This window comes from Nocardia yamanashiensis NBRC 100130 (assembly GCF_001613325.1).
Lineage (GTDB): Bacteria > Actinomycetota > Actinomycetes > Mycobacteriales > Mycobacteriaceae > Nocardia > Nocardia yamanashiensis.
The window spans coordinates 174,312-195,211 of record NZ_BDCD01000002.1 but is presented as its reverse complement, the minus strand read 5'-3'; the positions used below and the strand labels follow the sequence as shown (position 1 = coordinate 195,211).

Annotated in this window: 17 protein-coding genes; 2 read left to right on the top strand and 15 right to left on the bottom strand. The window is 69.1% G+C overall.

Going from position 1 to position 20,900, the window contains the following annotated elements; genetic code table 11:
* Nucleotides 1–23: 23 nt before the first annotated feature.
* The 10 genes from NY1_RS00945 to NY1_RS00900 form a co-directional block, all read right to left on the bottom strand.
* Nucleotides 24–2,516, bottom strand: coding sequence for an Hsp70 family protein (locus tag NY1_RS00945; protein ID WP_067706717.1), 2,493 nt, complete (start codon nt 2,514–2,516; stop codon nt 24–26).
* Complete coding sequence (locus tag NY1_RS00940; RefSeq protein WP_067706714.1) at nt 2,516–2,893, bottom strand: hypothetical protein; 378 nt, start codon at nt 2,891–2,893, stop codon at nt 2,516–2,518. Before NY1_RS00940 ends, NY1_RS00945 begins: the two co-directional genes overlap by 1 nt.
* A 23-nt stretch (nt 2,894–2,916) precedes the next feature.
* The gene (locus tag NY1_RS00935) at nt 2,917–5,670 is read right to left on the bottom strand and encodes a tetratricopeptide repeat protein (RefSeq protein WP_067706712.1); all 2,754 of its coding nucleotides are present in this window, start codon (nt 5,668–5,670) and stop codon (nt 2,917–2,919) included.
* A gap of 131 nt (nt 5,671–5,801) precedes the next feature.
* A complete protein-coding gene (locus tag NY1_RS00930; RefSeq protein ID WP_067707757.1) occupies nt 5,802–6,947 on the bottom strand; it encodes an acyl-CoA dehydrogenase family protein in 1,146 nt (381 codons plus the stop codon).
* A gap of 167 nt (nt 6,948–7,114) precedes the next feature.
* Nucleotides 7,115–7,984, bottom strand: a complete 870-nt coding sequence (locus NY1_RS00925; protein ID WP_084534500.1) for a lysophospholipid acyltransferase family protein — start codon at nt 7,982–7,984, stop codon at nt 7,115–7,117.
* Nucleotides 7,985–8,100: 116 nt separating this feature from the next.
* A complete protein-coding gene (gene casI, locus NY1_RS00920; RefSeq protein WP_067706709.1) occupies nt 8,101–9,756 on the bottom strand; it encodes a steroid-22-oyl-CoA synthetase in 1,656 nt (551 codons plus the stop codon).
* A 36-nt stretch (nt 9,757–9,792) separates the two neighbouring features.
* Nucleotides 9,793–10,341, bottom strand: coding sequence for a nuclear transport factor 2 family protein (locus NY1_RS00915; RefSeq protein WP_067706705.1), 549 nt, complete (start codon nt 10,339–10,341; stop codon nt 9,793–9,795).
* 117 nt (nt 10,342–10,458) lie between these two features.
* Nucleotides 10,459–11,613 (bottom strand): helix-turn-helix domain-containing protein, encoded by a 1,155-nt coding sequence (locus NY1_RS00910; RefSeq protein WP_233434155.1) that lies wholly within the window; start codon nt 11,611–11,613, stop codon nt 10,459–10,461.
* A gap of 112 nt (nt 11,614–11,725) precedes the next feature.
* Nucleotides 11,726–13,216, bottom strand: coding sequence for a GTPase HflX (hflX, locus tag NY1_RS00905; protein WP_067706702.1), 1,491 nt, complete (start codon nt 13,214–13,216; stop codon nt 11,726–11,728).
* Between the two features lie 42 nt (nt 13,217–13,258).
* Nucleotides 13,259–13,630, bottom strand: a complete 372-nt coding sequence (locus NY1_RS00900) for a MerR family transcriptional regulator (protein WP_067706698.1) — start codon at nt 13,628–13,630, stop codon at nt 13,259–13,261.
* Nucleotides 13,631–13,690: 60 nt separating this feature from the next.
* Here NY1_RS00900 and NY1_RS00895 point away from each other — a divergent pair, with 60 nt between their 5' ends.
* Entirely contained in the window at nt 13,691–14,797 is a 1,107-nt protein-coding gene (locus NY1_RS00895; RefSeq protein ID WP_067706695.1) for an alkene reductase, read from the top strand.
* 7 nt (nt 14,798–14,804) lie between these two features.
* Here NY1_RS00895 and NY1_RS00890 read toward each other — a convergent pair whose 3' ends face one another.
* The 5 genes from NY1_RS00890 to NY1_RS00870 all read right to left on the bottom strand — a co-directional run bounded on the left by NY1_RS00890 (nt 14,805) and on the right by NY1_RS00870 (nt 19,167).
* Nucleotides 14,805–15,506, bottom strand: a complete 702-nt coding sequence (locus NY1_RS00890) for a nucleotidyltransferase domain-containing protein (protein WP_067706693.1) — start codon at nt 15,504–15,506, stop codon at nt 14,805–14,807.
* Nucleotides 15,507–15,581: 75 nt separating this feature from the next.
* Nucleotides 15,582–16,526 carry a diaminopimelate epimerase gene (gene dapF, locus NY1_RS00885; protein WP_174567147.1) on the bottom strand — a complete coding sequence of 315 codons (945 nt, stop codon included), beginning with the start codon at nt 16,524–16,526 and terminating at the stop codon, nt 15,582–15,584.
* A 14-nt stretch (nt 16,527–16,540) separates the two neighbouring features.
* Nucleotides 16,541–17,350, bottom strand: a complete 810-nt coding sequence (locus NY1_RS00880; protein ID WP_067706690.1) for a TrmH family RNA methyltransferase — start codon at nt 17,348–17,350, stop codon at nt 16,541–16,543.
* A 12-nt stretch (nt 17,351–17,362) separates the two neighbouring features.
* Nucleotides 17,363–18,295: a tRNA (adenosine(37)-N6)-dimethylallyltransferase MiaA gene (gene miaA, locus NY1_RS00875; RefSeq protein WP_157575173.1), complete on the bottom strand. Its 933-nt coding sequence runs from the start codon at nt 18,293–18,295 to the stop codon at nt 17,363–17,365.
* Nucleotides 18,292–19,167: a class III extradiol ring-cleavage dioxygenase family protein gene (locus tag NY1_RS00870; protein ID WP_067706687.1), complete on the bottom strand. Its 876-nt coding sequence runs from the start codon at nt 19,165–19,167 to the stop codon at nt 18,292–18,294. Before NY1_RS00870 ends, miaA begins: the two co-directional genes overlap by 4 nt.
* 176 nt (nt 19,168–19,343) lie before the next feature.
* Between NY1_RS00870 and NY1_RS00865 the strand changes: the two genes are divergently transcribed.
* The gene (locus NY1_RS00865) at nt 19,344–20,786 is read left to right on the top strand and encodes a DUF349 domain-containing protein (protein WP_067706684.1); all 1,443 of its coding nucleotides are present in this window, start codon (nt 19,344–19,346) and stop codon (nt 20,784–20,786) included.
* The last annotated feature ends 114 nt before the right edge of the window (nt 20,787–20,900 follow it).

Here is a 20,900-nt window from a genome sequence, read left to right as displayed (position 1 = left end):
GAGGGGCCGGAGTTCAATGCGCGCTAGGCCTTCCGGATGGTGCTGAACGGATCCGGCTCGGGCGGCAGCTCCGAGAGCAGCTGCCGCAACCGGGTATTGATCCCGCGCAGCCGGCTGTAGTCGTAGTTCGCGGCGGCGTCCCGTCCGTCCGCGATCAGCGCGTCGGCCGCGACGATGTCCACCATGGCGTGCCGGTGCTCGCAGAGGCTGTCGAAGATGATCACCTCCAGCTCACCGGTGTAGTCCAGGATCCGCCGCAGCAGCCCGGACAGTTCGGAGGTGCGCTGGCGCAGCAGATCCGGTTCGTGCGCCTCGATGGCGCTGCGCACCGAGACCTCGTGCTGGTCGAGTTCCAGCCGGTACATCTCCTCGCCGATCCGGTCCACCCGGCGGCGAATGTAATCGAGCATCTCGTTCGCCTTGGCCACCAGGCTCGGCCACAGCAGTTCGTCCTCGGCCTCGTCGATGGTGGCGCGCAGATCCCGCAGCCGCTGATCGGCGGCCACCGCGGCATCCGGGTCGGTGGCCGCGGCGGCGATCAGCTGTTCGGTGTCGGCGACCGTCTTCTCCTGTTCCAGCCGGAACAACAGCAGTTCCGACGTGGGATTGCCGACCTCGGCGTGCCGTTTGCGCACCGCCGCCAGCCGTTCCGCCTCGACCGCGGCCAGTTTGCGCAATTCGGCGGCGTCCGGGCGGGTTTCGGTGTGCAGGTCGATGACGTCCTCGAATTCGGCGTCCAGGTAGGGCAGGTAGGCGCGGGCGATCATCAGCCGGGAGGCGTCGATCTCCACCGTCACCTCGATCTCGCTGCCCGCCGGTACATTGCGCTCGATCTGGTCGGCGGTGATGTCGAGGCGGCCGATGGTGCGATTGCGGTCGGCGCGCGCGTATTCGCCCTCCAGCACCGGGATCCGGATGACACCCGCGCGGGTGGCGCCCCGGTTCAGCGGCACCGCGGTGCGCAGGCGTTTGCGCGCCCGGGTGGGCAGCGGGGTATTGCGCTCGATGAGCGGGACGGTGGTGTTGTCCGACAGCCCGACGCTGATGGTGTGGATGAGCGGCGGATTGGTCTCGACCGCGCCGACGGTATAGGTCAGCGTGTCGGGGGTGAGCGCGCGGCGCAGGCCGGAGGCGTCGGTGAGTTCGATGTCGAAGGTGTTGGCGCGCCCGGTATCCGCCCACAGGGTGGTGGCGAAGACGCCGGTGTCGGCGACCGGCACCTTGCCGCTGCGCCACGGCGGGCGGGCGGCGGCATTGACCAGTTCGACGCTCAGGCCGGCGGGGACGGTGGCGTCGGCGCCCGCGATCCGGCCGACCACCAGGGGTTCCCGGTCGGGTCCGACCGGCTGGTATTCCAATTGCACGGTGAACCCGCCGGGCGCGGCCACCGGTGCGGAATCCTGCGGAATCCGTTGCGTACCAGCGAAAATGGCCGCACCGCGCGCGACCACGGTCAGCGGGTCCTGGCTGAAGTCGAGCGGAATGCCCAGCCCGCGCGCCGGATCCGCGAGATGCTCGCGCAAGGTCGGCGACAGGGTGGGCCCGCCGACCAGGATGAGCTTGCCGATATCGCCGGGCGCGAGATGCGCCTCGTCGAGCGCCTTGCGGCACAGGTTCACCGAGCGGGTGAGCAGCGGTTCGGTCAGCCGCTCCACATCGGCGCGCTTCAGCTCGTAGTAGAACTCGAACCGCTGCCCGCTCTCGTCCTCGAGCTCGATCTCGATATCCGCCGACGCCGACCGCGACAGCGCGACCTTCGCCTTCTCGGCATTGAGCTTGAGCTTGCTCACCACCGCATGCCAGCGCGGATTGCCCCGGGACAGATCCGGCAGCCCGAATTCGGTGCGGGCGGCCGGAATCAGCAGCTCGTCCACGATCGCCCAGTCGATGAGCTTGCCGCCCAGATAGTTGTCGCCGCGATGGTTGAGCACCGTGAACTCACCGTCGCGCAACTGGATGATGGCGGCGTCGAAGGTGCCGCCGCCGAAGTCGTACACCAGCCAGCGCTCGTTGTCGCCGGCCGATTGGAAACCGTAGGCCAGGGCGGCGGCGGTCGGCTCCTGCAACAGCGGCGAGAAGCGCAGTCCGGCGGCCTGGGCGGCGGCGCGGGTGGCATCGCAGGCGCTCATGTCGAAGGCGGCCGGGACGGTCACCACCGCGGCTTCGATCTCCTCACCCAGGCGCTGCTGCACATCCGCGCGCAAGGACTTCAGCACCTCCGCCGACAGCTGTTGCGGGGTGAGTTCGCGTCCGGCGGCGGCGAATCGGACCGACTCCCCCGCGGTGCCCATACGCAGTTTGAACTCGGCGGCGGTGTTGTCCGGATCGGATTCGCCGCGCTCCTTGGCCGCCCGGCCCACCCGCAGGCGGTCGCGCTTGTCGATCCACACCGCCGAGGGGGTGGTATCGGCATCCTCGTTGTTCTTGATCACCTCGGCGTCGACGCCACGCAGCACCGCCACGGCGCTGTTGGTGGTGCCCAGATCGATACCGAAGTCAACCGTCGCCCGGCCCATCAACGTCCTTCCGAAAGTTCCTGCGCCACCGTCGAATCGGCGGGCGTGGCCACGATGATCTGCCCCATCTGCACCATGCGGTCGTCCACGTACACGGTGGGGGTGACGGTCTCGGCGACCGTCTCGCGCTGCACCGCCGCGGAAGCCTCGAAGGCGATCACCTCCACCGACTGCCCGGCGTCGAAGAATTCACCGGTGTGCGACTGCACCTGCACGCCCGCGTCGGCGAGCGCGTCCGTCATCGAATCCAATTGCCGCGCCACCGATCTCAGCAGCTTGCGCACATCCTCGTCCGGGCGCGCGCCGTCGAGCTTGCCGCGCAGCCGCCACACGCCGGTCGCCAGTTCTGCCAGAACCGGCCGGAAATCCTTGTCCATGCCCTTGTCCCCTCCTCGGCCGGTCAGGGCCGCTGCCCGTATTTCCAGCCCTTGTCCAGGTATTCGACCACCGGCGGGAAACGCAGCGCCTGTTCGTGGCCCTCTTCGTTCTTCATGGACGCGTTCATGCCGAACGCGATCAGGCCGACGACGCACAGTGCCGTGACCACGAACACCGCGTGCACCGCGAATCCGATGAACAGCGAGATCAAACCGGCAATCAGGCAGAACACCGCCGCGCCATCGGATTTGGACCGCGCTTCCTCGCTCGGCAGTTGCGTCTGCCGGCAGCCGGCGCAGCGCGGCACGTCGATGGTCATCGACTTCCATTGCGTGTGATTGCCGGTGCGCACCACCTCGCCGTACATCGGGACCGCCTTGTGCTGGCCCTCCGCGGCCCGGTTACTGCCGCAGAACCAGCAGGTTTCGCGCATCCGGGTGGCGGCCTCGCGGTCGCGGCGGATACCGGCGAGCGTGGTCTGCTGCTTGCCGATGAAGTCCTTGGCCTCCTGGCCCACCGCCAGCGCGGCGGTATCGGTCAGCACCGCGCCGGTGGGATCCAGTTCGCCGGTCTCGTTGAAATAGGCCACCGCGCAGTTGGTGGCGACGCGGGCCACGATGTCCTGGAATTTGGCGAGCCGCTCGGCCTCGGTCCCGGCCGCGCGCAGGCGCGAGAGGGGCACCTGCGCCTTGGACAGCAACTCGCGCGCCGCCGTCAGGGACTGCCGGGCGTCCCGGTCGCTCAGCTCTTGCGCTGCGTCACAGAGCTTTTCGATGCGCGCGCCCGCCATGCCTGACCATTCCCGGGTCAGCCGGTCGCGGGTGGCCGGGGTGGTGGCGAGCGGGCCGAGGCGCTGCAGCAGCGCCTCGGTGGCGGCCACATCCTTGGTCTCGTTGAAATGCCGGATATCGCAGCCGAGCGCGGACGGGACGATATCGTCGTGTGCGCCCGCCGCCACCGGATCGGTCCACGGGACCAGGCGGTCGATTACCTGGAAGGCGATGCGGGTGCGGTCCAGCATGCGATTCGCCGCGGCCGATCCCTGCTTAGGATCCTTCGCCACCACCGAGAACTCTTCGGCGGCAATCTCTTTCACCCAGACCGCCAGGGTGCGCACGGCGGCCGCGCGGGCCTCGCCGACCTGGGCGGCGGTGAAGGCGCTCGGATAGCCGCGCAGCTGTTCGGCGAAGCGATCCAGCACGAGCAGATGGATTTCGGCGGTGTCGATATCGCCGGCTCGGGCGGCGCGCACGATGGCGTCGGTGTGCGGGCGCAGCAGTGCGGCGGGCAGGGCGCGGCGCAGCTGGCCGATCACCGGCGCGCCGAGGCGGCGATCGTCGATATCGGTTCCGCGAGCGAGCAATCGGCTCCAGACGGCCGGATGGTTCAATGCGGCGTCCCACGCGGTCAGCGCGTCCAGCCAGGTCTCCGGCACCGCCCCGCGCGAGCCCTCGAGCGCGCGTATGTGCCGCACCACCGCGATATTGTGCGCGGCGATACCGGCGTCGGTTCCCTTGCCGTACAACAGTTCCAGCCAGTGCCGCTCCACGCCGTCGAGGTCGTTGCCCGCGAACAGGGCGGCATCGGTGGCGTCGATCGGCCACACCCACAGCAGCTCGTGCAGCAGCCGTTGCACCGGTTCCCGCAGCTGGTTGAGCGCGGCCTTCACATCGGCGATCTCCGGGGCGGGCGTCACCGGCAGCGACACCCGGAAGGTGGGCGGCGCGCCCAGCCGTTCACTGGCTTCGAGCTCGGTGGTCCGCTTGCGCAGCTGCCGGGCATCGGCGTCGGCGGACAGGCCGGCGAGCCGGAAAGGGTTGCGCCGGTAGGGCGCATCGTCGAACAGTGCGGCCAGCGCCGTCCCCACCGGGGTCGTGGTATCGGCCGCCGGCGGTGCGCCCGCCCAGCCGATCCGCGCGGCATCCACCAGCCGCGGGACCTCGGGCCGCACCGGAAGTTCTTCGATGCCGCGCAATCTCGCGAGATTGATCTTCGCGTTATTGCTCCCGAACACGACGGCGCGCTCGTACCACTCACGCGCCGCCGGCACATTCGGCGCCGTCCCCAGCTCGGCCTCGATCATCCGGCCGAGATTGTTCATCGCGAATCCGACACCGGCCGCCGCGGCCTCCTCGTATCGGAGCACCGCGGCCGCACGGTCTCCGTCGTCCTCGTCCAGGAGGCCGAGTTCGTAGGCCGAGTCGGCGTCCCCGGCCGCCGCGGAGCGCTCGAACCAGCGCCGCGCGGCCGCCCGATCCCGCGGTTCGAGCGAATACACGTGCAGCAGACCGAGATTGTGCAGCGCGACCTTGCTTCCCGCTTCGGCCGCCTTCTCGTACCACCCCTTGGCCCGGTGGTAATCGGGCGGATCGGAACGTACGGCCAGCAGATACGCGAGCTTGAAGTAGCTTTCCGCGTACCCCGCTTCCGCGGCCCGCTCATACCAGTATCGCGCGGCCGGAATTTCCGGCGGATCGACCCGATCCGCCAGCAGCCCGGCCAGATTGAACATCGCCAGCGAATCGCCGCCGACCGCCCCCTGCTCGTACCACCGCCGCGCCCCCGCCACATCCGGCGGATTCTCATTGATGGCGAGCACGCCGCGATTGTTCATCGAATTCACGTGCCCGGCCGCGGCCGCCTTCTCATACCACTGCCGCGCCCCCGCCACATCGGGCGGACTCGACGTCGCCAGATGGTAGGCGAACTCGTACATCGCCACGGCATCCCCATCGATCGCCGCCCGCTCGAGCTCTTCCCTGGTCCCCACGATCACGCCCCCGTTCCTTCGCGAGCACATGCTACCGAGCAAGCAGCTCAAACGTGAACGTGGCTAAGCAATTACACAGGAATGTAAAACACTTCGAGGCGGCGCCCGGATGGACGCCGCCTCGAAAAGTGCGGAGATCAGGACAGTTTCAGGCTGCGGCCGATGATTTCCTTCATGATTTCGGTGGTGCCGCCGTAGATGGTCTGGATGCGGGCGTCCATGTACGCCTTGGCGATCGGGTATTCGCGCATGTAGCCGTAGCCGCCGTGCAGTTGCAGGCAGCGGTTGATGAGGTCGAGCTGTTCCTCGGTGCTCCACCACTTGGCTTTGGCGGCGTCTTCGACGGAAAGCTTTTCGGCATTGAGCAATTCGATGCACTTGTCGACGAAGACGCGGACCGCGGTGGTCTTGGTGGCGAGTTCGGCGAGCACGAAGCGGGTGTTCTGCAGGGCGCCGATGGGCTTGCCGAACGCCTTGCGGTCGCGGACGTACTGGCAGGTCAGGTCCAGGCAGCTCTCCATGGCGGCGGCGGCCATGACGGCGATGGACAGGCGCTCCTGCGGGAGGTTCTGCATGAGGTGGATGAAGCCCTGGCCCTCGGTGCCGAGCAGGTTCTTGCCGGGCACCCGGACGTCGGTGAAGGACAGCTCGGCGGTGTCCTGCGCCTTGAGGCCGATCTTGTCGAGATTGCGGCCGCGCTCGAAACCGGGCATGCCGCGCTCCACGACGAGCAGCGAGAAGCCCATCGCGCCCTTCTCGGGATCGGTCTGCGCCACCACGATGACAATGTCGGCATTGATGCCGTTGGTGATGAAGGTCTTGGCGCCGTTGAGAATCCAGTCGTCGCCGTCGCGGACCGCGCGGGTCTTGATGCCCTGCAGGTCCGAACCGGTGCCCGGCTCGGTCATGGCGATCGCGGTGATGATCTCGCCGGAGCAGAAGCCGGGCAGCCAGCGCGCCTTCTGCTCATCGTTGGCCAGATCCAGCAGGTACGGCGCGATGACATCGTTGTGCAGGCCGAAACCCAGGCCCGAGTAGAAGCCCTTGGTGACCTCCTCGGTCACGATCGCGTTGTAGCGGAAGTCCTTCACGCCACCGCCGCCGAGTTCCTCCGGCACGGCCATGCCGAGGAAGCCCTGCTTACCGGCCTCGAGCCAGACCGACCGGTCGACGACGCCGGCCTGCTCCCACTCCTCGTGGTGGGGCGCCACGTGCTGATCCAGAAACTTTCGGAACGACTCCCGGAACAAATCGTGTTCGGGTTCGAAAAGGGTGCGTTCCACGCCAACCTCCATGAGTGACCACATCGGCACATCGCCTGTGCTCAATACAGTACCCGGAAGTCGAATCCCTGTTAACTTCCGACCCCGGGAAACCGGTCCGAACTGCGGCAGACTGCGGATATGCCGCGGTGCGGACCGGATGAACCCGGGTGAACGTTACCGTGACGTCAGAGCCCCAGGAAGCCCAGCGTGCGGCCGAGCAGGCTGCGCCCGCGATCCTTGGCGCGCTCGGCGAGCAGGAAGTCCAGTTCGCCTTCGAGTTCCTTCTTCACCACGGTCTGCAATTCGCTCGCGGCCTCTTCGACATCCTCGAAGTCCTGCCAGGCCGCGGTGTCGATGGGCGTGCCGAGGGAGTAGTAGAAGCGCTCCGGCTTGGGCAGCAGGGTGGGGCCGACGCCGCGGATCAGCGGCGGGGTCAGGTTGGCGCGCAGGCCCATGCCGACCACCAGGCGCTTGACCGGAGCCATGACCGGATGGTCGCCGTCGAAGACGATGTCGAAGATGTCGTCGCCGCCCACCATGGCCATGGGCACGATGGTCGCCCCGGTCTCGATCGCCATTCGCGCGAACCCGGTCCGCCCCTCCCAGATCAGCTGATACTTCTGCCCCTTGCCGCGCATGGCCTCGCGCCCGCCCCCGGGGAACACCGCCACGGCCTCGCCCTTGCGCAGCAGGGTCTGGCAGTTGTGCCGGTTCCCGCGCACGATTCCCAAGCGGTGCAACGCATCTCGCAGCACCGGGACATCGATGAGCACGTTCTCGGCCAGTCCCCGCACCAGCCGATCGCGCTGCACCAGAATCTCGTGCGCCAGCAGCGGCGCGTCGGTGCCGCCGGCCAGGGTGTGATTGCCGACCAGTAGCACCGGCCCCTCGGCGGGCAGATTGTCCAGGCCGTAGAAGCGCGGGCTGAACCAGGCGCGCTGCGGCGCGGTGAGCAGATCGATCACGCGGCGATCGGTATCGGTCAATTCGACGTGCAGCGGTGCGCCGTCGGTGAGTACTTCGTTTTCGGAACTATCCGTGTCATGACGAGACACAACAACCCTCCCTGCCGGAACTGCGATAACGGCATCGTAACGAGTTTCAGTTCCGGTCACCGGGCGCGGGGCTTGCCCCGGCGGCGGGAGGATGCCCGGCCGCCGGAGCAGGCAACTCACAGCAAGCGCTGCCGGCCGTGGTCGGCGAATTCCCGTTCCAAGTCCGCTTTGTCTGTTTCAGTCATGGGCCGGTATTCCGGATTCCCGCGCCCGGCCCACTGGTGGACCGGCTCATCGGTGCGCCAGCCCTGCTCGCGCAATTCCCGTTTGAGCACCTTGTTGGAGCCGGTGACCGGCAGGCTCGCCGAGACCCGGAGCAGGCGGGGCATATCCTTGGCGCCCAGATCGGCTTGGGCGCACAGGAATTCGGCGAACTTGACCAGATCGAACGCCACCGGATCGGCCACTTCGATCGCGGCCATCACCCGATCGCCGGAGCGCGGATCGGGCACCGCGTAGACCGCCGCCGCCACCACCTCCGGATAGCGCCGCAGCACCCGTTCGATGACCAGCGCGGAGATGTTCTCGCTGTCCACCCGGATCCAATCGCCTTGGCGGCCCGCGAAATAGATGAACCCGTCGGTGTCGATATAGCCGAGATCGCCGGTCCAATACCAGCCGTTGCGCAGGCGTTCGGCATCGGCGGCATCGTTCTTGTAGTAGCCCTCGAAGATCAGCGCCCCGGCCTTGTCGACCATTTCCCCGATGGCGGCGTCCGGATTCAGCACCCGTCCGTGCTCGTCCAGCACCGCCCGAGCACAGTCTTCGAGGGTGTCGGAATTCACCACGGCGACGCCCGGATGCGCGGGCCGGCCCAGCGCGCCGGGCGGGGCGTCGGGGGCCAGCGCCACCGACCCCGAGCCCTCGCTCGAGCCGTACCCCTCGAACAGCGGTGCGCCGAATCGCCGCCGGAATTCGGCCTGATCCTCCACCGAGGCCTCGGTGCCGAACCCGCGAGTGAGGCGATTGTCGGAATCCAGTTCGGTTTCCGGCGTGGCCAGCAGGTAGCCGAGCGCCTTGCCGACATAGGTGAAGAAGGTCGCGCCGAAGAACCGGATATCCGGAAGGAATTGCGAGGCCGAGAATTTCGGGGTGAGGCAGACCGTCGCGCCATTGGCCAGCGCCGGGGCCCACAGCGCCATGATGGCATTGCCGTGGAACAGCGGCATACAGCAGTAATCGACGTCCTCGCGCACATGCCCGAATTTGTCGGTCGCGCCGTAAGCGATGAAAGCCAGCCGCTGCTGACTGCACTTGACCGCTTTCGACGTACCGGTGGTTCCGGAGGTGAACAGCAGCAGGAGCAGCGATTCCGGCGTGGCGGTCACCGTCACCGGTTCGCCGCGATGGGAGTCCAGCAGTGCCAGATACCCCGGATCGTCCACCAGCAGCACACGATCCGGTTCCAGGCTCAGCTCCAGACCCCGCAGCCGTTCGAGCCCGGCGGCGTCGGTGACGATCAACTGGCAGTCGGTGTAGGCGATATCGGCCGCCAGCTGGGCGTCCCCGCGCGTCGGATTGATCCCGACGACGACGGCCCCGGCCAGCGCCGCACCGCCCAGCCAGAACACGAAATCCGGCACGTTCTCCAGCAGCACGCCGATATGGAACGGCCCGTGCCGCCGCAGTTTCCGGGCCAGCGCCGCCCGCGCCGCCGACTCGCGCACCACCTCGTCCCAGGTCCAATCCCGCTCCCGCGTGCGCAACCCGGGCCGGTCGTCGCCGCACCGGTCGAGCAACATGGTCGCGATATCCCTGCGCCGGTCGGTCATGTCATTCCGCCTCTCCCCGAACAGGTTCCAGTATCGTCACGCGTCCGCGTGCACGAGGGCGATATACGCGGCGGGCAGCTGGTCGCGGGTCAGCTTGGTGACCTCGACCGGGCCGGAATGGTAAGAATCCTCGCCGCGGATCAGGCCGTCCGCGTCGATCGGCCACAGCAGCAGCTGGCGCATGACGATCAGGTAGTCGCCGTCGGGATCGTCGACGAAACCGAGCGCGGCGGCGTATTCGCCGGGGTAGAGCTGGCGCAGATAGCCCTCGGTCACCACGCAGTGGTCGTCCACCACCAGGCGGTCCAGGGCGAATTCGAGGTAGTTGGAGCGGCTGGCGACGAAGGCGGCGTAGTAGTCGCGCACGCCCTGCGTGGTCTTCGGCCCGACGTCCTGTCCCTGCATCCAGAAGTGGTAGTCGGGGTTCGGGGCCAGGGTGGCCATGAGACCGTCCAGGTCGGTGGCGAATTCGGCCTTCATGTGCTGGATGACGATTTCCAGGACGACGCGGTGACGCGGGTTCGTGGTGGCGGCGAGGCGTTCCTCCAGCAGCCGCCAGGTATTGGCGGGATCGATGATGCTCATGGCGAGACTCCTTCTCGAGCAGGGGAAGTGCCCATCGATCTTCACGAGCGGGCCCGGGGCGGGGCAGCCGCCGGGCGTCGGGCGAATCCGGCGACGATCCGACGGGTGTCGGTTCCGTCAGCGCTCGCGCGCCAGTTCGGCCGAGGAGAGCGCGATGCGGCGCACGGTGAGCACCAGGGTCGCCAGGAAACGGTCCCGGGCTTCGTCGATATCCCAGCCCATCAGCGATTCCACCTGGGCGATGCGGGCCGCCACGGTGCTGTGATGCAGGTGCAGTTCGGTGGCGGTGCGGCGCAGCGAACCGTAGACACAGAACGCTTCCAGGGTGTCGACGGCCAGCGCACCGGATTCGGTGGCCGCGAATTCGTTGAGCCGCAGCACATCCGGGGTGGCGAGCAGGCGCTCCACCGGGACGTCGGCCAGCAGTTCGAGCGAGCCCAGCCGATCGAAGGCGACGGCGCGGCGGCCGTGCCAGGTGGACGAGGCGAACCGCAGTGCACGGCAGGCTTGATCCCACGACGCGGGCGCGGCCAGTGCGGGCACCCGCGCCCCGATCCCCATCCACGGCCCGCCGCCGCCCGACCGCGACGCCGGAAACGCCTCGGCGATAGCGGCATTCACCGTGTCCGAGAACGCCCGCCCGTCCAGCCAATCCTGGGTGAGCACCGCCGTGATCTCCCCGATCACCGCCACCCGGCACACCGGCACCCGCTCGGCCACCATCCGCACGGCGTCCTGCGCGCAGGGCCCGGTCACCGCCACCACCCGCACCTCACGCGCCTGATCCAGCCCGAGCAATCGCATCGCCCGCACCCGATCCTCGGCGCGCTCCTTCTCCGACAACACCACCTCGAGCAGCGCCGGATCCCCCAGCCGCAGTGCACCGTTCGCCGCCTGCCGCGCCGCCACCACCCGCAGGCAGTGCCGCAACCGATCCAGCACCACGGGATCCAGGGGATGCTCCCCACCACGCCGCTCCAGCCACACCTTCGGTTCGGCGCCCAGGTCGGCGTGCGCGGATGCCCCGGCCGGGTCCGCGGTGTGGCGTGGCAGCGGTGCACCACTCGCGTCATAGCGAATGACGGTGCCACTGGGCCACGTGGCGGTGACCGCGCATTCGGCCAACAGCGCTGCACCGCGGATCACCGCGGCGGCGTCGGCTGCGGATTCGTCCAGGCGGTCGAAAAAGCCGATGACCCTGAGCGCCGAGGCCGGGTCGGAGCCCAGCGCGGACAGGCGGATCGAAAGCTGGTTCGGCGCTTGCTCACTCACGACAACCTCACTCCGGCGAAACTGTCCGATCAGAGTGCCAAGGAGTGTGCGCGGGCGGGGCGGTTCCACCGAATCAGCCGACTGACCGGGATCATTCGGCTGATTCGGGGCTTTACTCCTCGGTGGATTCGGCTCCGGCGTGCGCGAATTCGGTGAGCTGGCCGGCCAGGGCATTCGGGACCCGGGCGCGCACGCGCGTACCGGTTTCCACGTGCTCCTCGGTGATGATCTTACCGTCGGCGTGGATGCGCGCCAGCAGATCGCCGCGGGTGTAGGGCAGCAGCACGCTGACCTCCACGTCCAGACCGCCGAGCACGGTGTCCAGGCGGGCTTTCAGATCGTCGAGACCCTGGCCGGTCTGCGCGGAGACGAAGACCGCGTCCGGCAGCCAGCCGCGTAGCTGGGTCAGTTCCATCGGATCGAGGGCGTCGATCTTGTTGACCACCAGCAGCTCCGGCGGGGCGGGGGTCTTGGTCTCGCGCAGCACGTCGGTGACGACTTCGCGCACCGCCTTGATCTGCTGATCCGGCAGCGGGTCCGAACCGTCCACCACGTGCAGCAGCAGGTCCGCGCCCGTCACCTCTTCCAGGGTGGAGCGGAACGCCTCGACCAGCTGGGTGGGCAGGTGGCGCACGAAACCGACGGTGTCGGTGAACACCACCTCGCGGCCGTCTTCCAGGGCCGCCTTGCGGGTGGTCGGGTCGAGGGTGGCGAACAGCGCGTCCTGCACCAGGATGCCCGCGCCGGTCAGCGCGTTCATCAGGCTCGACTTGCCCGCGTTCGTGTAGCCGACGATGGCGACCTGCGGGATACCGCTCGAGGTGCGCCGGGCGCGCTTGGTGTCGCGCGCGGTCTTCATCTCGCGGATCTCGCGGCGCAGCTTGGCCATCCGCTCACGAATGCGGCGACGGTCGGTTTCGATCTTCGTCTCACCGGGACCGCGCAGACCCACGCCGCCATTGCTGCCGGCGCGGCCACCGGCCTGCCGGGACATGGACTCACCCCAGCCGCGCAGTCGCGGCAGCATGTATTCCATCTGGGCGAGGGACACCTGCGCCTTGCCCTCGCGGGAGGTGGCGTGCTGGGCGAAGATATCGAGAATCAGGGCGGTGCGGTCGATGACCTTGACCTTGACGACCTTCTCCAGTGCGGTCAGCTGCGCGGGCGAGAGCTCACCGTCGGCGATCACGGTATCCGCACCGGTCTCGAGCACGATGGCGCGCAGTTCCTCGGTCTTACCGGAACCGATATAGGTGGCCTTGTCCGGTTTGTCGCGGCGCTGCACCAGCGAATCGAGCACCTCGGAACCGGCGGTCTCGGCGAGTGCGGTCAGTTCCGCCATGTTCGCCTCGGCCTGCGCGGCCGTGCCCTCGGTCCAGACGCCGACCAGCACGACCCGTTCCAGTCGCAGCTGCCGGTACTCGACCTCGGTGACGTCCTCGAGCTCGGTGGACAGACCGGCTTGGCGGCGCAGCGAGGCGCGTTCCTCGAGCTGCAGCTCACCGACGGTCGGCGCGGCGGACCAGCCGTCCTGCGCACCGTCCTGGGCGTCGTCGTCGATCTCCTCGGCGGGAGTGAACTCGTAGGTTTCTTGTTTACTCATACGCCTCCATGGTCCCACGGACCGCCGAGCGCCCGCATTCGGTTATTTCCGGGCGAAGCGTTCGCCCGCCCGCACGATCACATCATCGAGCACTTCGCGGGATCGCAGCAGGTCGGCGATGGTGCGATCGATGCGGTCGCGTTCGAATCGCAATTCCTCGACCAGCTGGGGTGTGGCGCGCTCGTTCGCGCCGCCGTCGGTATCGCGCATGCAGGGCAGGATCTGGAAGATCTTCTTGCTGTTCAGGCCGGCCGCGAACAGTTCCTGGATGTGAATGACGCGATCGACCGCGAACTCCGGATAGTCGCGCTGCCCGCCGGGGGTCCGCGCGGCCACCAGGAGGTTCTGCTCCTCGTAGTACCGCAGGGACCGCTCGCTCACACCGGTACGTTTTGCCAGCTCACCGATTCGCATGGGGCACTCCGAAACTCAGCACTTGCAGCTCACATCAATGTCAGGTTTTACCTTACCGCCATGACGAAAACAGCCGCTCTCTTCAGCACCTACCGGTTCGCCGGACGGGACCTCGACCACCGCCTGGCGATGGCGCCGATGACCCGCAATCGCGCCGCCGCGGACGGCACCCCGACCGCCCTGATGCGCGAGTACTACACCCAGCGCGCCGGGGCGGGCCTGCTCATCGCCGAGGCCACCACCCCGAACCGGGTCGGCCAGACCTACGCCGACATCCCCGGCCTCTACACCGATGCGCATGTCGCGGGCTGGCGCGCGGTCACCGATTCGGTGCGCGCCGCCGGCGGCCGCATGTTCGTCCAGCTCCAGCACGGCGGGCGCGTCGGCCATCCCGGCAACAGCGGCCTGCACCCCATCGCGCCCTCCGCCATCCCGCTTCCCGAGGGCATTCACACCCCCTCCGGCCACCAGGACTCCGTCGTCCCGAAAGCCATGGACGCCGACGACATCGAGGCCACGATCGCCGATTTCGTCACCGCCGCCCGCAATGCCGTCGCCGCCGGTTTCGAAGGCGTCGAGATCCACAGCGCGAACGGCTATCTCCTGCACCAGTTCCTGTCCGCCAACACCAACCACCGCACCGACGAGTACGGCGGTTCCATCGCGGGCCGCATCCGCTTCACCCTCGCCGTCGTCGACGCCGTAGCCGCCGCCATCGGCCCCGACCGCGTCGGCATCCGCCTCTCCCCCGGCGTCACCGCCAACAGCATCGCCGAAACCGACACCGAAGCCCTCTACCCCGTCCTCGTCGCCGCCCTCGCCGAACGCCGCCTCGCCTACCTCCACCTGGTCTTCGCCGACCCGGAAAGCCCCCTCTTCCACCAGCTCCGCGCCCTCTGGCCGACCACCCTCATCGCCAACCCCAACCTCGGCTGGGGCGTCCCCCTCCCCGCCGACGGCGGCCGCGCCGCCGCCGAATCCCTCCTCACCGCCGGCGCCGACCTCATCTCCCTCGGCCGCTCCTTCCTAGCCAACCCCGACCTGATCACCCGCCTGCAAACCGGCGCTCCCCTGAACCCGGTCCGCGACGCCCACCTGATGTACACCGGCGGCCCCGAGGGCTACACCGACTACCCGGTCCTGGACCGCGAACCGGCCGCCGCTTGACCGGCCGTCACGGCCCTTCGTCCAGATGCGCCCGCCGCACCCGCTGGAGAAAGTCCTCCAGCGGGGCTTCGTTCGCCCGCTGCGGCAGCGCGGTCGTGGCGGAGTCGAACTTCTCCTCGTACTCCGCGATCAACGCCTTGGCGGCGGTCTCGCCCGACTCGGTCATCATCTGCCGCCCGAATTCGAAATACGGCTCCGGATCGGGCAATCGGATCGGCAGTACGCCGGTCGTGTACAGCTCGTAGCCCTGCCAGAGCAGTCGCCGCACATGGCGGGCGTGCTTGGCCAGCCGTACATCTCCCAGGCCCTGGGTCTCCCGCCGGTTCAGCATCCGCCGGAACTGCGCCATGGCGTATCCGAAGTAGGAATGCCGGACCCGTTGCGCCGAAAGGAAATTCGATCGCAGCGAGATCAACTCGCGGCCGAATTCCGTCGTCACGGTGTACTCGTCCAGCCACAGGATTTCGCTGGCGGTGGGGTTGCACGACAGGACGAGGCCCATCAGCTTGCCGACCTCGTGATACGTCGCGTCGGCGCCGTCCCGGCCCTGCCGGGTGCCGCGATCCCGCGTCGGGGGGTGCAGGCCGAGGAAGGTCCGGGTCGGTTCGACGTACACGCCCAGGTAGTCGAAATCGCTTGCGGGCGTGTTCAAACCGTAGGCGTGCGAACCGACCACGCCTTCGAGCAACAGGTCACTTCGGTCGGTCATCGCGCATCCTCTCCCCGCCTTCCGAGTGCAGGAAGTATCACTGGCGGATGCGAGGGGGACCAGCGAATATTCGGGTCAGGCGTCCTGCCACCACTTGGCGGCGATGCGGCCGGAGGCGACCAGGACGGAGGGGCCGCGGAGGGTGGCGGCGCCCTGGTCGATGGTGACGGTGACGGTGCCGCCGGGGATGTGGACCTGGATGTGGCCGGTGTCGGTGGCGAGGTCGAAGCCGGTACTGGCCAGAGCCGAGGCGGCTGCGGCTACGGTTCCGGTTCCGCAGGAACGGGTTTCGCCGACGCCGCGTTCGTAGACGCGCATGTTGACGGCTTTCCGGCCGTCGGAGTCGACGTGGAGGGGGGTGAGGATTTCGAGGTTGACGCCGTGGGGGAAGAGGGTGTGGTCGAAGCCGGGGGCGTGGGTGAAGTCGAGTTCGCGGAGGGCTTCGAGGGTGAGAGTCGGGTCCACGCAGGCGAGGTGGGGGTTGCCGACGTCGATGCCGAGGCCGGTGAACTGGCGGCCGTCGATGGAGCCGGCGGATTCGCCGAGGACGCGGACCCGGCCCATGGCGACCGTTACTTCGCCGTGGACGGGGTCGGCGTGGTGGACGACCACGGGGCGGGCGCCGGCGCGGGAGCCGACGACGAATTCGGTGCGGGTTTCCAGGCCGGTCGCCGCCAGGTAGTGGGCGAAGACGCGGACGCCGTTGCCGCACATTTCGGCGATGGAGCCGTCGGCATTGCGGTAGTCCATGAACCAGTCGGCGGGGGCGACGCCGTCGGGGAGGGCTTGCAGGACACCGGTTTCCAGGAGGGCGGCCGCGCGGGCCACCCGCAGCACGCCGTCGGCGCCGAGACCGCGCTGGCGGTCGCAGAGGGCGGCGACGCGGGATTCGGTGAGCTGCAGCCAGGCGTCGGCATCGGGGAGGATGACGAAATCGTTCTGGGTGCCGTGGCCCTTGGTGTACTCGATATCGGCTTCGCCGGTCAGGGGCGAGCCGTCGCTTACCGTGCCGTTGTCCATGCGCCTCATAGTCCTCACCGCAACGCCCGGCGCTGCCGGGCTATTTCGTACAGGGCCACCGCCGCCGCCGAGGGCGCACCGAGGGTGCCGTCGGTCGGGATGCAGACCAGCTCGTCGCACACCTGCCGCCAGGTGGGGGCGAGTGATTCGCTGTCGTCGCCGAGGACCAGGACGGTGGCGCCGTCGAAGTCGAGCTCGTCGAGGGCGATGCCGCCGTGATCGTCACCGCCGACGATACGGGTGGCGATGCCCCGGGCGTGTTGCCGGGTTCGGAAAGCGCCGACGGCGGCGGGCCCGGGGGCGCGCAGCACGGGCACGGCGAACAGCGCGCCGTCGGAGGCGCGGACGCTCTGCGGGTCGTAATGGTCTGCGCCGGTACCGGTCACGATGACGCCGCCCGCCCCGAACGCCGCCGCCGATCGGATGAGCGCGCCGAGCCGGGCTGCCGAGGAGGGCCGGTCGAAGACCACGACGGGAATCGGCCGCTCCGGCGTCCCGGGCGTGAAATCGTCGAGCTCCATCCGCCGGGTGACCGCCACCGCGACCAGATCGGGCACGGGTCCGGCGGGTTCGGCCAGTTCCGCCATCACCTCCGGCACCAGCCCGACACTCGGCACGCCGCTGGTGTCGAGTACTTCCCGCGCCCAGGACGGCGGTTCCGGCGCGCCGAGGCGATAGACGAGAGTTTCCAGCGGCCAACGGCATTCGAGCGCGCGGGCGATGGCCTGGCGTCCGTGCACCAGGAACCGGCCGTCACGCAGCCGGGTGGCGCGATTGTTGAGATATGCCTGCCATACCTGAACCGCGGCGGTGCGGGTGTTCATGCGGCGTGTCACTCAGCCGACTTCCTGTTCGTCCCTCGTCGTCGGGGAGCCGATGAGCGAGAGTGTGGTCGCCACCAGCTCCGGGTCCGCGCCGTTCACCCAGCGCACGCGCTGATCGCGGCGGAACCACGAGCGCTGCCGCCGGACATAGCGGCGGGTGCCGATGAACGTACGCTCCTGCGCTTCGTCCAGGTCGTATTCGTTGTCGAGATAGTCGAGGACTTGTGCGTAACCGATGGCACGGCGGGCGGTCTGACCATCCCGTAGCCCCTGCCCGATCAGCGTGCGCACCTCGTCGACGAGCCCGGATTCGAACATGAGCGCCGTGCGTAGTTCGATCCGGGCGTCGAGTTCCGCGGTCTCGCGGTCGACCCCGATGATCCGGGTCCCCCAGCGCGGTTCGCCGATCTGCGGCGCGGACGCGGCGAACGGCTGCCCGGTGATCTCGACGACCTCGAGCGCGCGCACCATGCGCCGGCCGTCGGTCGGCAGGATGGTGGCGGCGGCGACCGGATCGGCCTGTTTCAGCGCTTCGTGCACGGCCACGACGCCGCGTTCGTCGAGGACGGCCTCCCATTTCGCGCGAACCGACGGGTCGGTGGCCGGGAAGTCCCAATCATCAAGCAGCGCTTGCACATACATCATCGAACCACCGACGATGACCGGCGTGTGCCCGCGCGCCATAATCGCCTCGACATCCGCGCGCGCCGCGCTCTGATACGACGCGACCGTGGCGGTCTCGGTGATATCGAGAACGTCGAGCTGATGGTGCGGAATGCCCCGGCGTTCGGCGAGCGGCAGCTTCGCGGTGCCGATGTCCATCCCGCGATACAGCTGCATGGCGTCGATGTTCACGATCTCCCCGTGCAGGCGCTCGGCGAGCTCGAGGGCGAGGTCGGATTTCCCGGTGGCGGTGGGGCCGACGACGGCGATGGGGGTGATCACGCGCTCTCCCCGGGCAGCCAGACGCCGACGTGGTAGCCGACACCGAACGGGGCTGCGGCGTAACGGGTTTCGACCCGCGGGCCGGCGGCATCGGCGGCGAACAGCCCGGCCAGCACCTGATAGGCGGCGCGGCCGCCGACGGCGAGATCCGCGCAGAGTCCGGCATCCAGCGCCGCGAGCGCCTGCCGATCGCCCGCCGACAGGGCCCGGTCGATCCCGTCCTGCACGTCCTGCGCGCGCTCGTCGAAATAGCGCGGGGCGGCCAGCGACAAGGTGGCGGCGCCGTCGGCGACGACGAGCACGCCGCACGCTTCGGGCCGCGCGTCCAGTTCGGCGCGCAGCAGCCTGCCGTATTCGAGGCAGTCGGCGGGCGCGGCATCGGCGAAAAGGATCCGGGCCTCGGCAATGGCCTCCGGCGCGACGGCTGCGCGCAGCCAGCCGCCGATCAGCACCGGCAGCGGCAGATTCGGGTCGGCGACCGGCTCGCCACTCTCTCCCGGCGTCGCGCCCGCGTCGTTGGCGGATAGTTTGCTGACATCCCGGTCGGCCGAGCCGGCTAATCCGACGCGCACATCCACGCCGAATCCCCGGAAGGAACCGACGGTCTCCTTACCGAAGGCCCGCACCGGCCCGGGACCGGCGGCCTCCACTTCGCGCCCACTGGACACACCGACCGGTACGAACTCCGAGGTCACCTCGGCATCCACCCCGACCACGATCCAGTGCGTCGCCCGGCTCGCGAGCGCCTCCCCCGCACCCAGCACCGCGGCCCGTAACCCCGCCACCTCGCCGGACGCCGCCGCACCCGCCGCACCACCGAGTTCGGGGACCAGGACGGGCGGTGAGGGGACCAGCGACGCAACACGGAACACGCCGACAACCGTAGCGCTAACGCACCTCACCAGCCCCACCCCACCTGGGTCGCCGCGCCGCCGAAGCTGGCTCAAAGACAGCATTTCCCATCTCAGCCTGGTTGAATGGGATGCAGCTAGACCGATGAGCTAGGGCGTAACCAGGCAGCCGTGACGCGCGGCAGGGACGAGGAGCAATGACCGACAACAACGGAACCGAGAAGGCCACCCAGCCGGAGTCGACGACCCCGGAGGCCACCGAGCGTCCGTCACCGGCAGCCGCCGCCCAGCGACCGTCACCGGCAGCCGCCGCCGGTCCCCGACCGGGCGCCCAGGGCCGCAAACCGGAGTCTCCCAAACCACACGCCGTCAAACCCGCACCCGGCCCGGCCACCCCGCACCCGCATCCGGTGGTCGTGCCCACCGTGAGCGACCCGAGCCGCTGGGGCCGGGTCGACGAGGACGGCACGGCGTGGGTGAAAACCGCCGACGGCGAACGGGAGATCGGCTCCTGGCAGGCCGGTGACGCCGCCGAAGGGCTGGCCCATTTCGGCCGCCGCTTCGACGATCTGGCCACCGAGGTGGCGCTGCTGGAGGCCCGCCTGGCCGCCGGCACCGACGCGCGAAAGACGAAGGCCGCCGCGACCGCGCTTGCCGAGACATTGCCGACCGCCGCGGTGATCGGCGATCTCGACGGTCTCGCCGCCCGGCTACGCGCCATCATCGAACACTCCGACGAGGCGGCCGCGCACGCGAAGGAGGAGAAGGAGCGCACCCGGCACGAGCAGACCGAGCGGAAGGAAGCCCTCGCCGCCGAGGCCGAGCAGATCGCCGCGGAATCCACCCAGTGGAAGGCCGCCGGGGATCGCCTCCGCGAGATCCTCGACGAGTGGAAGACGATCCGCGGCGTGGACCGGAAGGTCGACGACGCGCTCTGGCGGCGGTTCTCGAAGGCGCGCGAGGCGTTCAATCGCCGGCGGGGCGCGCACTTCGCCGAACTCGACCGCGAGCGGGCCTCGGCGAAGACGCGCAAGGAAGAGCTGTGCGTACGCGCCGAAGAACTGTCCGGTTCGACCGACTGGTCGGGTACCGCGGCCGTCTTCCGGGACCTGCTGACCGAATGGAAGGCTGCCGGGCGCGCCCCGCGCGAGGCCGACGAACAGCTCTGGCGGCGGTTCAAGGCCGCGCAGGACGTCTTCTTCGCGGCACGTAATTCGGCCGCTTCCGAGCGGGACGCGGAATTCGAGCACAATGCGACGGCGAAGGAAGAACTGCTCCTCGCCTACGAGAACATCGATCCGGAAGCCGGACTCGATGCCGCGCGTACGGCGCTACGCGAACTCCAGGAGAAGTGGGACGCGATCGGGAAAGTCCCGCGCGAACGCATCCACGATCTCGAGGCGCGCCTGCGGACGATCGAGAAGCGGGTCCGGGAAGCCGTGGACGCGCAGTGGCGGCGCACCGATCCCGAAGCAATGGCCCGCGCCGCGCAGTTCCGGGAGCGAGTGGCGCAGTTCGAGGAGCAGGCCGCGAAAGCCCAGGCGGCGGGCAAGACTCGCGATGCCGAGAAGGCCCTGGAGCAGGCGAAGCAGTGGCGGGAATGGGCCGAGGCCGCCGAAGGCGCGGTCAGCCAGCGCTGAGCGGTACGGGTGGTCCGGCGCGAATCGGGCCGGACCACCCGTCCCTGCCCCGGCGCGTTCCGAACCTTCCGCCGCGGTAGGCGGCCCGCGAGTTTGCTTGCGGCGCAATCGGAC

Excerpts from the sequence above, each read along its gene's own strand:
- NY1_RS00945 (WP_067706717.1), bottom strand. The coding sequence starts at position 2,516 with ATGGGCCGGGCGACGGTTGACTTCGGTATCGATCTGGGCACCACCAAC.
- NY1_RS00940 (WP_067706714.1), bottom strand. The coding sequence starts at position 2,893 with ATGGACAAGGATTTCCGGCCGGTTCTGGCAGAACTGGCGACCGGCGTG.
- casI (WP_067706709.1), bottom strand. The coding sequence starts at position 9,756 with ATGACCGACCGGCGCAGGGATATCGCGACCATGTTGCTCGACCGGTGC.
- NY1_RS00915 (WP_067706705.1), bottom strand. The coding sequence starts at position 10,341 with ATGAGCATCATCGATCCCGCCAATACCTGGCGGCTGCTGGAGGAACGC.
- hflX (WP_067706702.1), bottom strand. The coding sequence starts at position 13,216 with ATGAGTAAACAAGAAACCTACGAGTTCACTCCCGCCGAGGAGATCGAC.
- NY1_RS00900 (WP_067706698.1), bottom strand. The coding sequence starts at position 13,630 with ATGCGAATCGGTGAGCTGGCAAAACGTACCGGTGTGAGCGAGCGGTCC.
- NY1_RS00895 (WP_067706695.1), top strand. The coding sequence starts at position 13,691 with ATGACGAAAACAGCCGCTCTCTTCAGCACCTACCGGTTCGCCGGACGG.
- NY1_RS00890 (WP_067706693.1), bottom strand. The coding sequence starts at position 15,506 with ATGACCGACCGAAGTGACCTGTTGCTCGAAGGCGTGGTCGGTTCGCAC.
- dapF (WP_174567147.1), bottom strand. The coding sequence starts at position 16,526 with ATGGACAACGGCACGGTAAGCGACGGCTCGCCCCTGACCGGCGAAGCC.
- NY1_RS00880 (WP_067706690.1), bottom strand. The coding sequence starts at position 17,350 with ATGAACACCCGCACCGCCGCGGTTCAGGTATGGCAGGCATATCTCAAC.
- NY1_RS00865 (WP_067706684.1), top strand. The coding sequence starts at position 19,344 with ATGACCGACAACAACGGAACCGAGAAGGCCACCCAGCCGGAGTCGACG.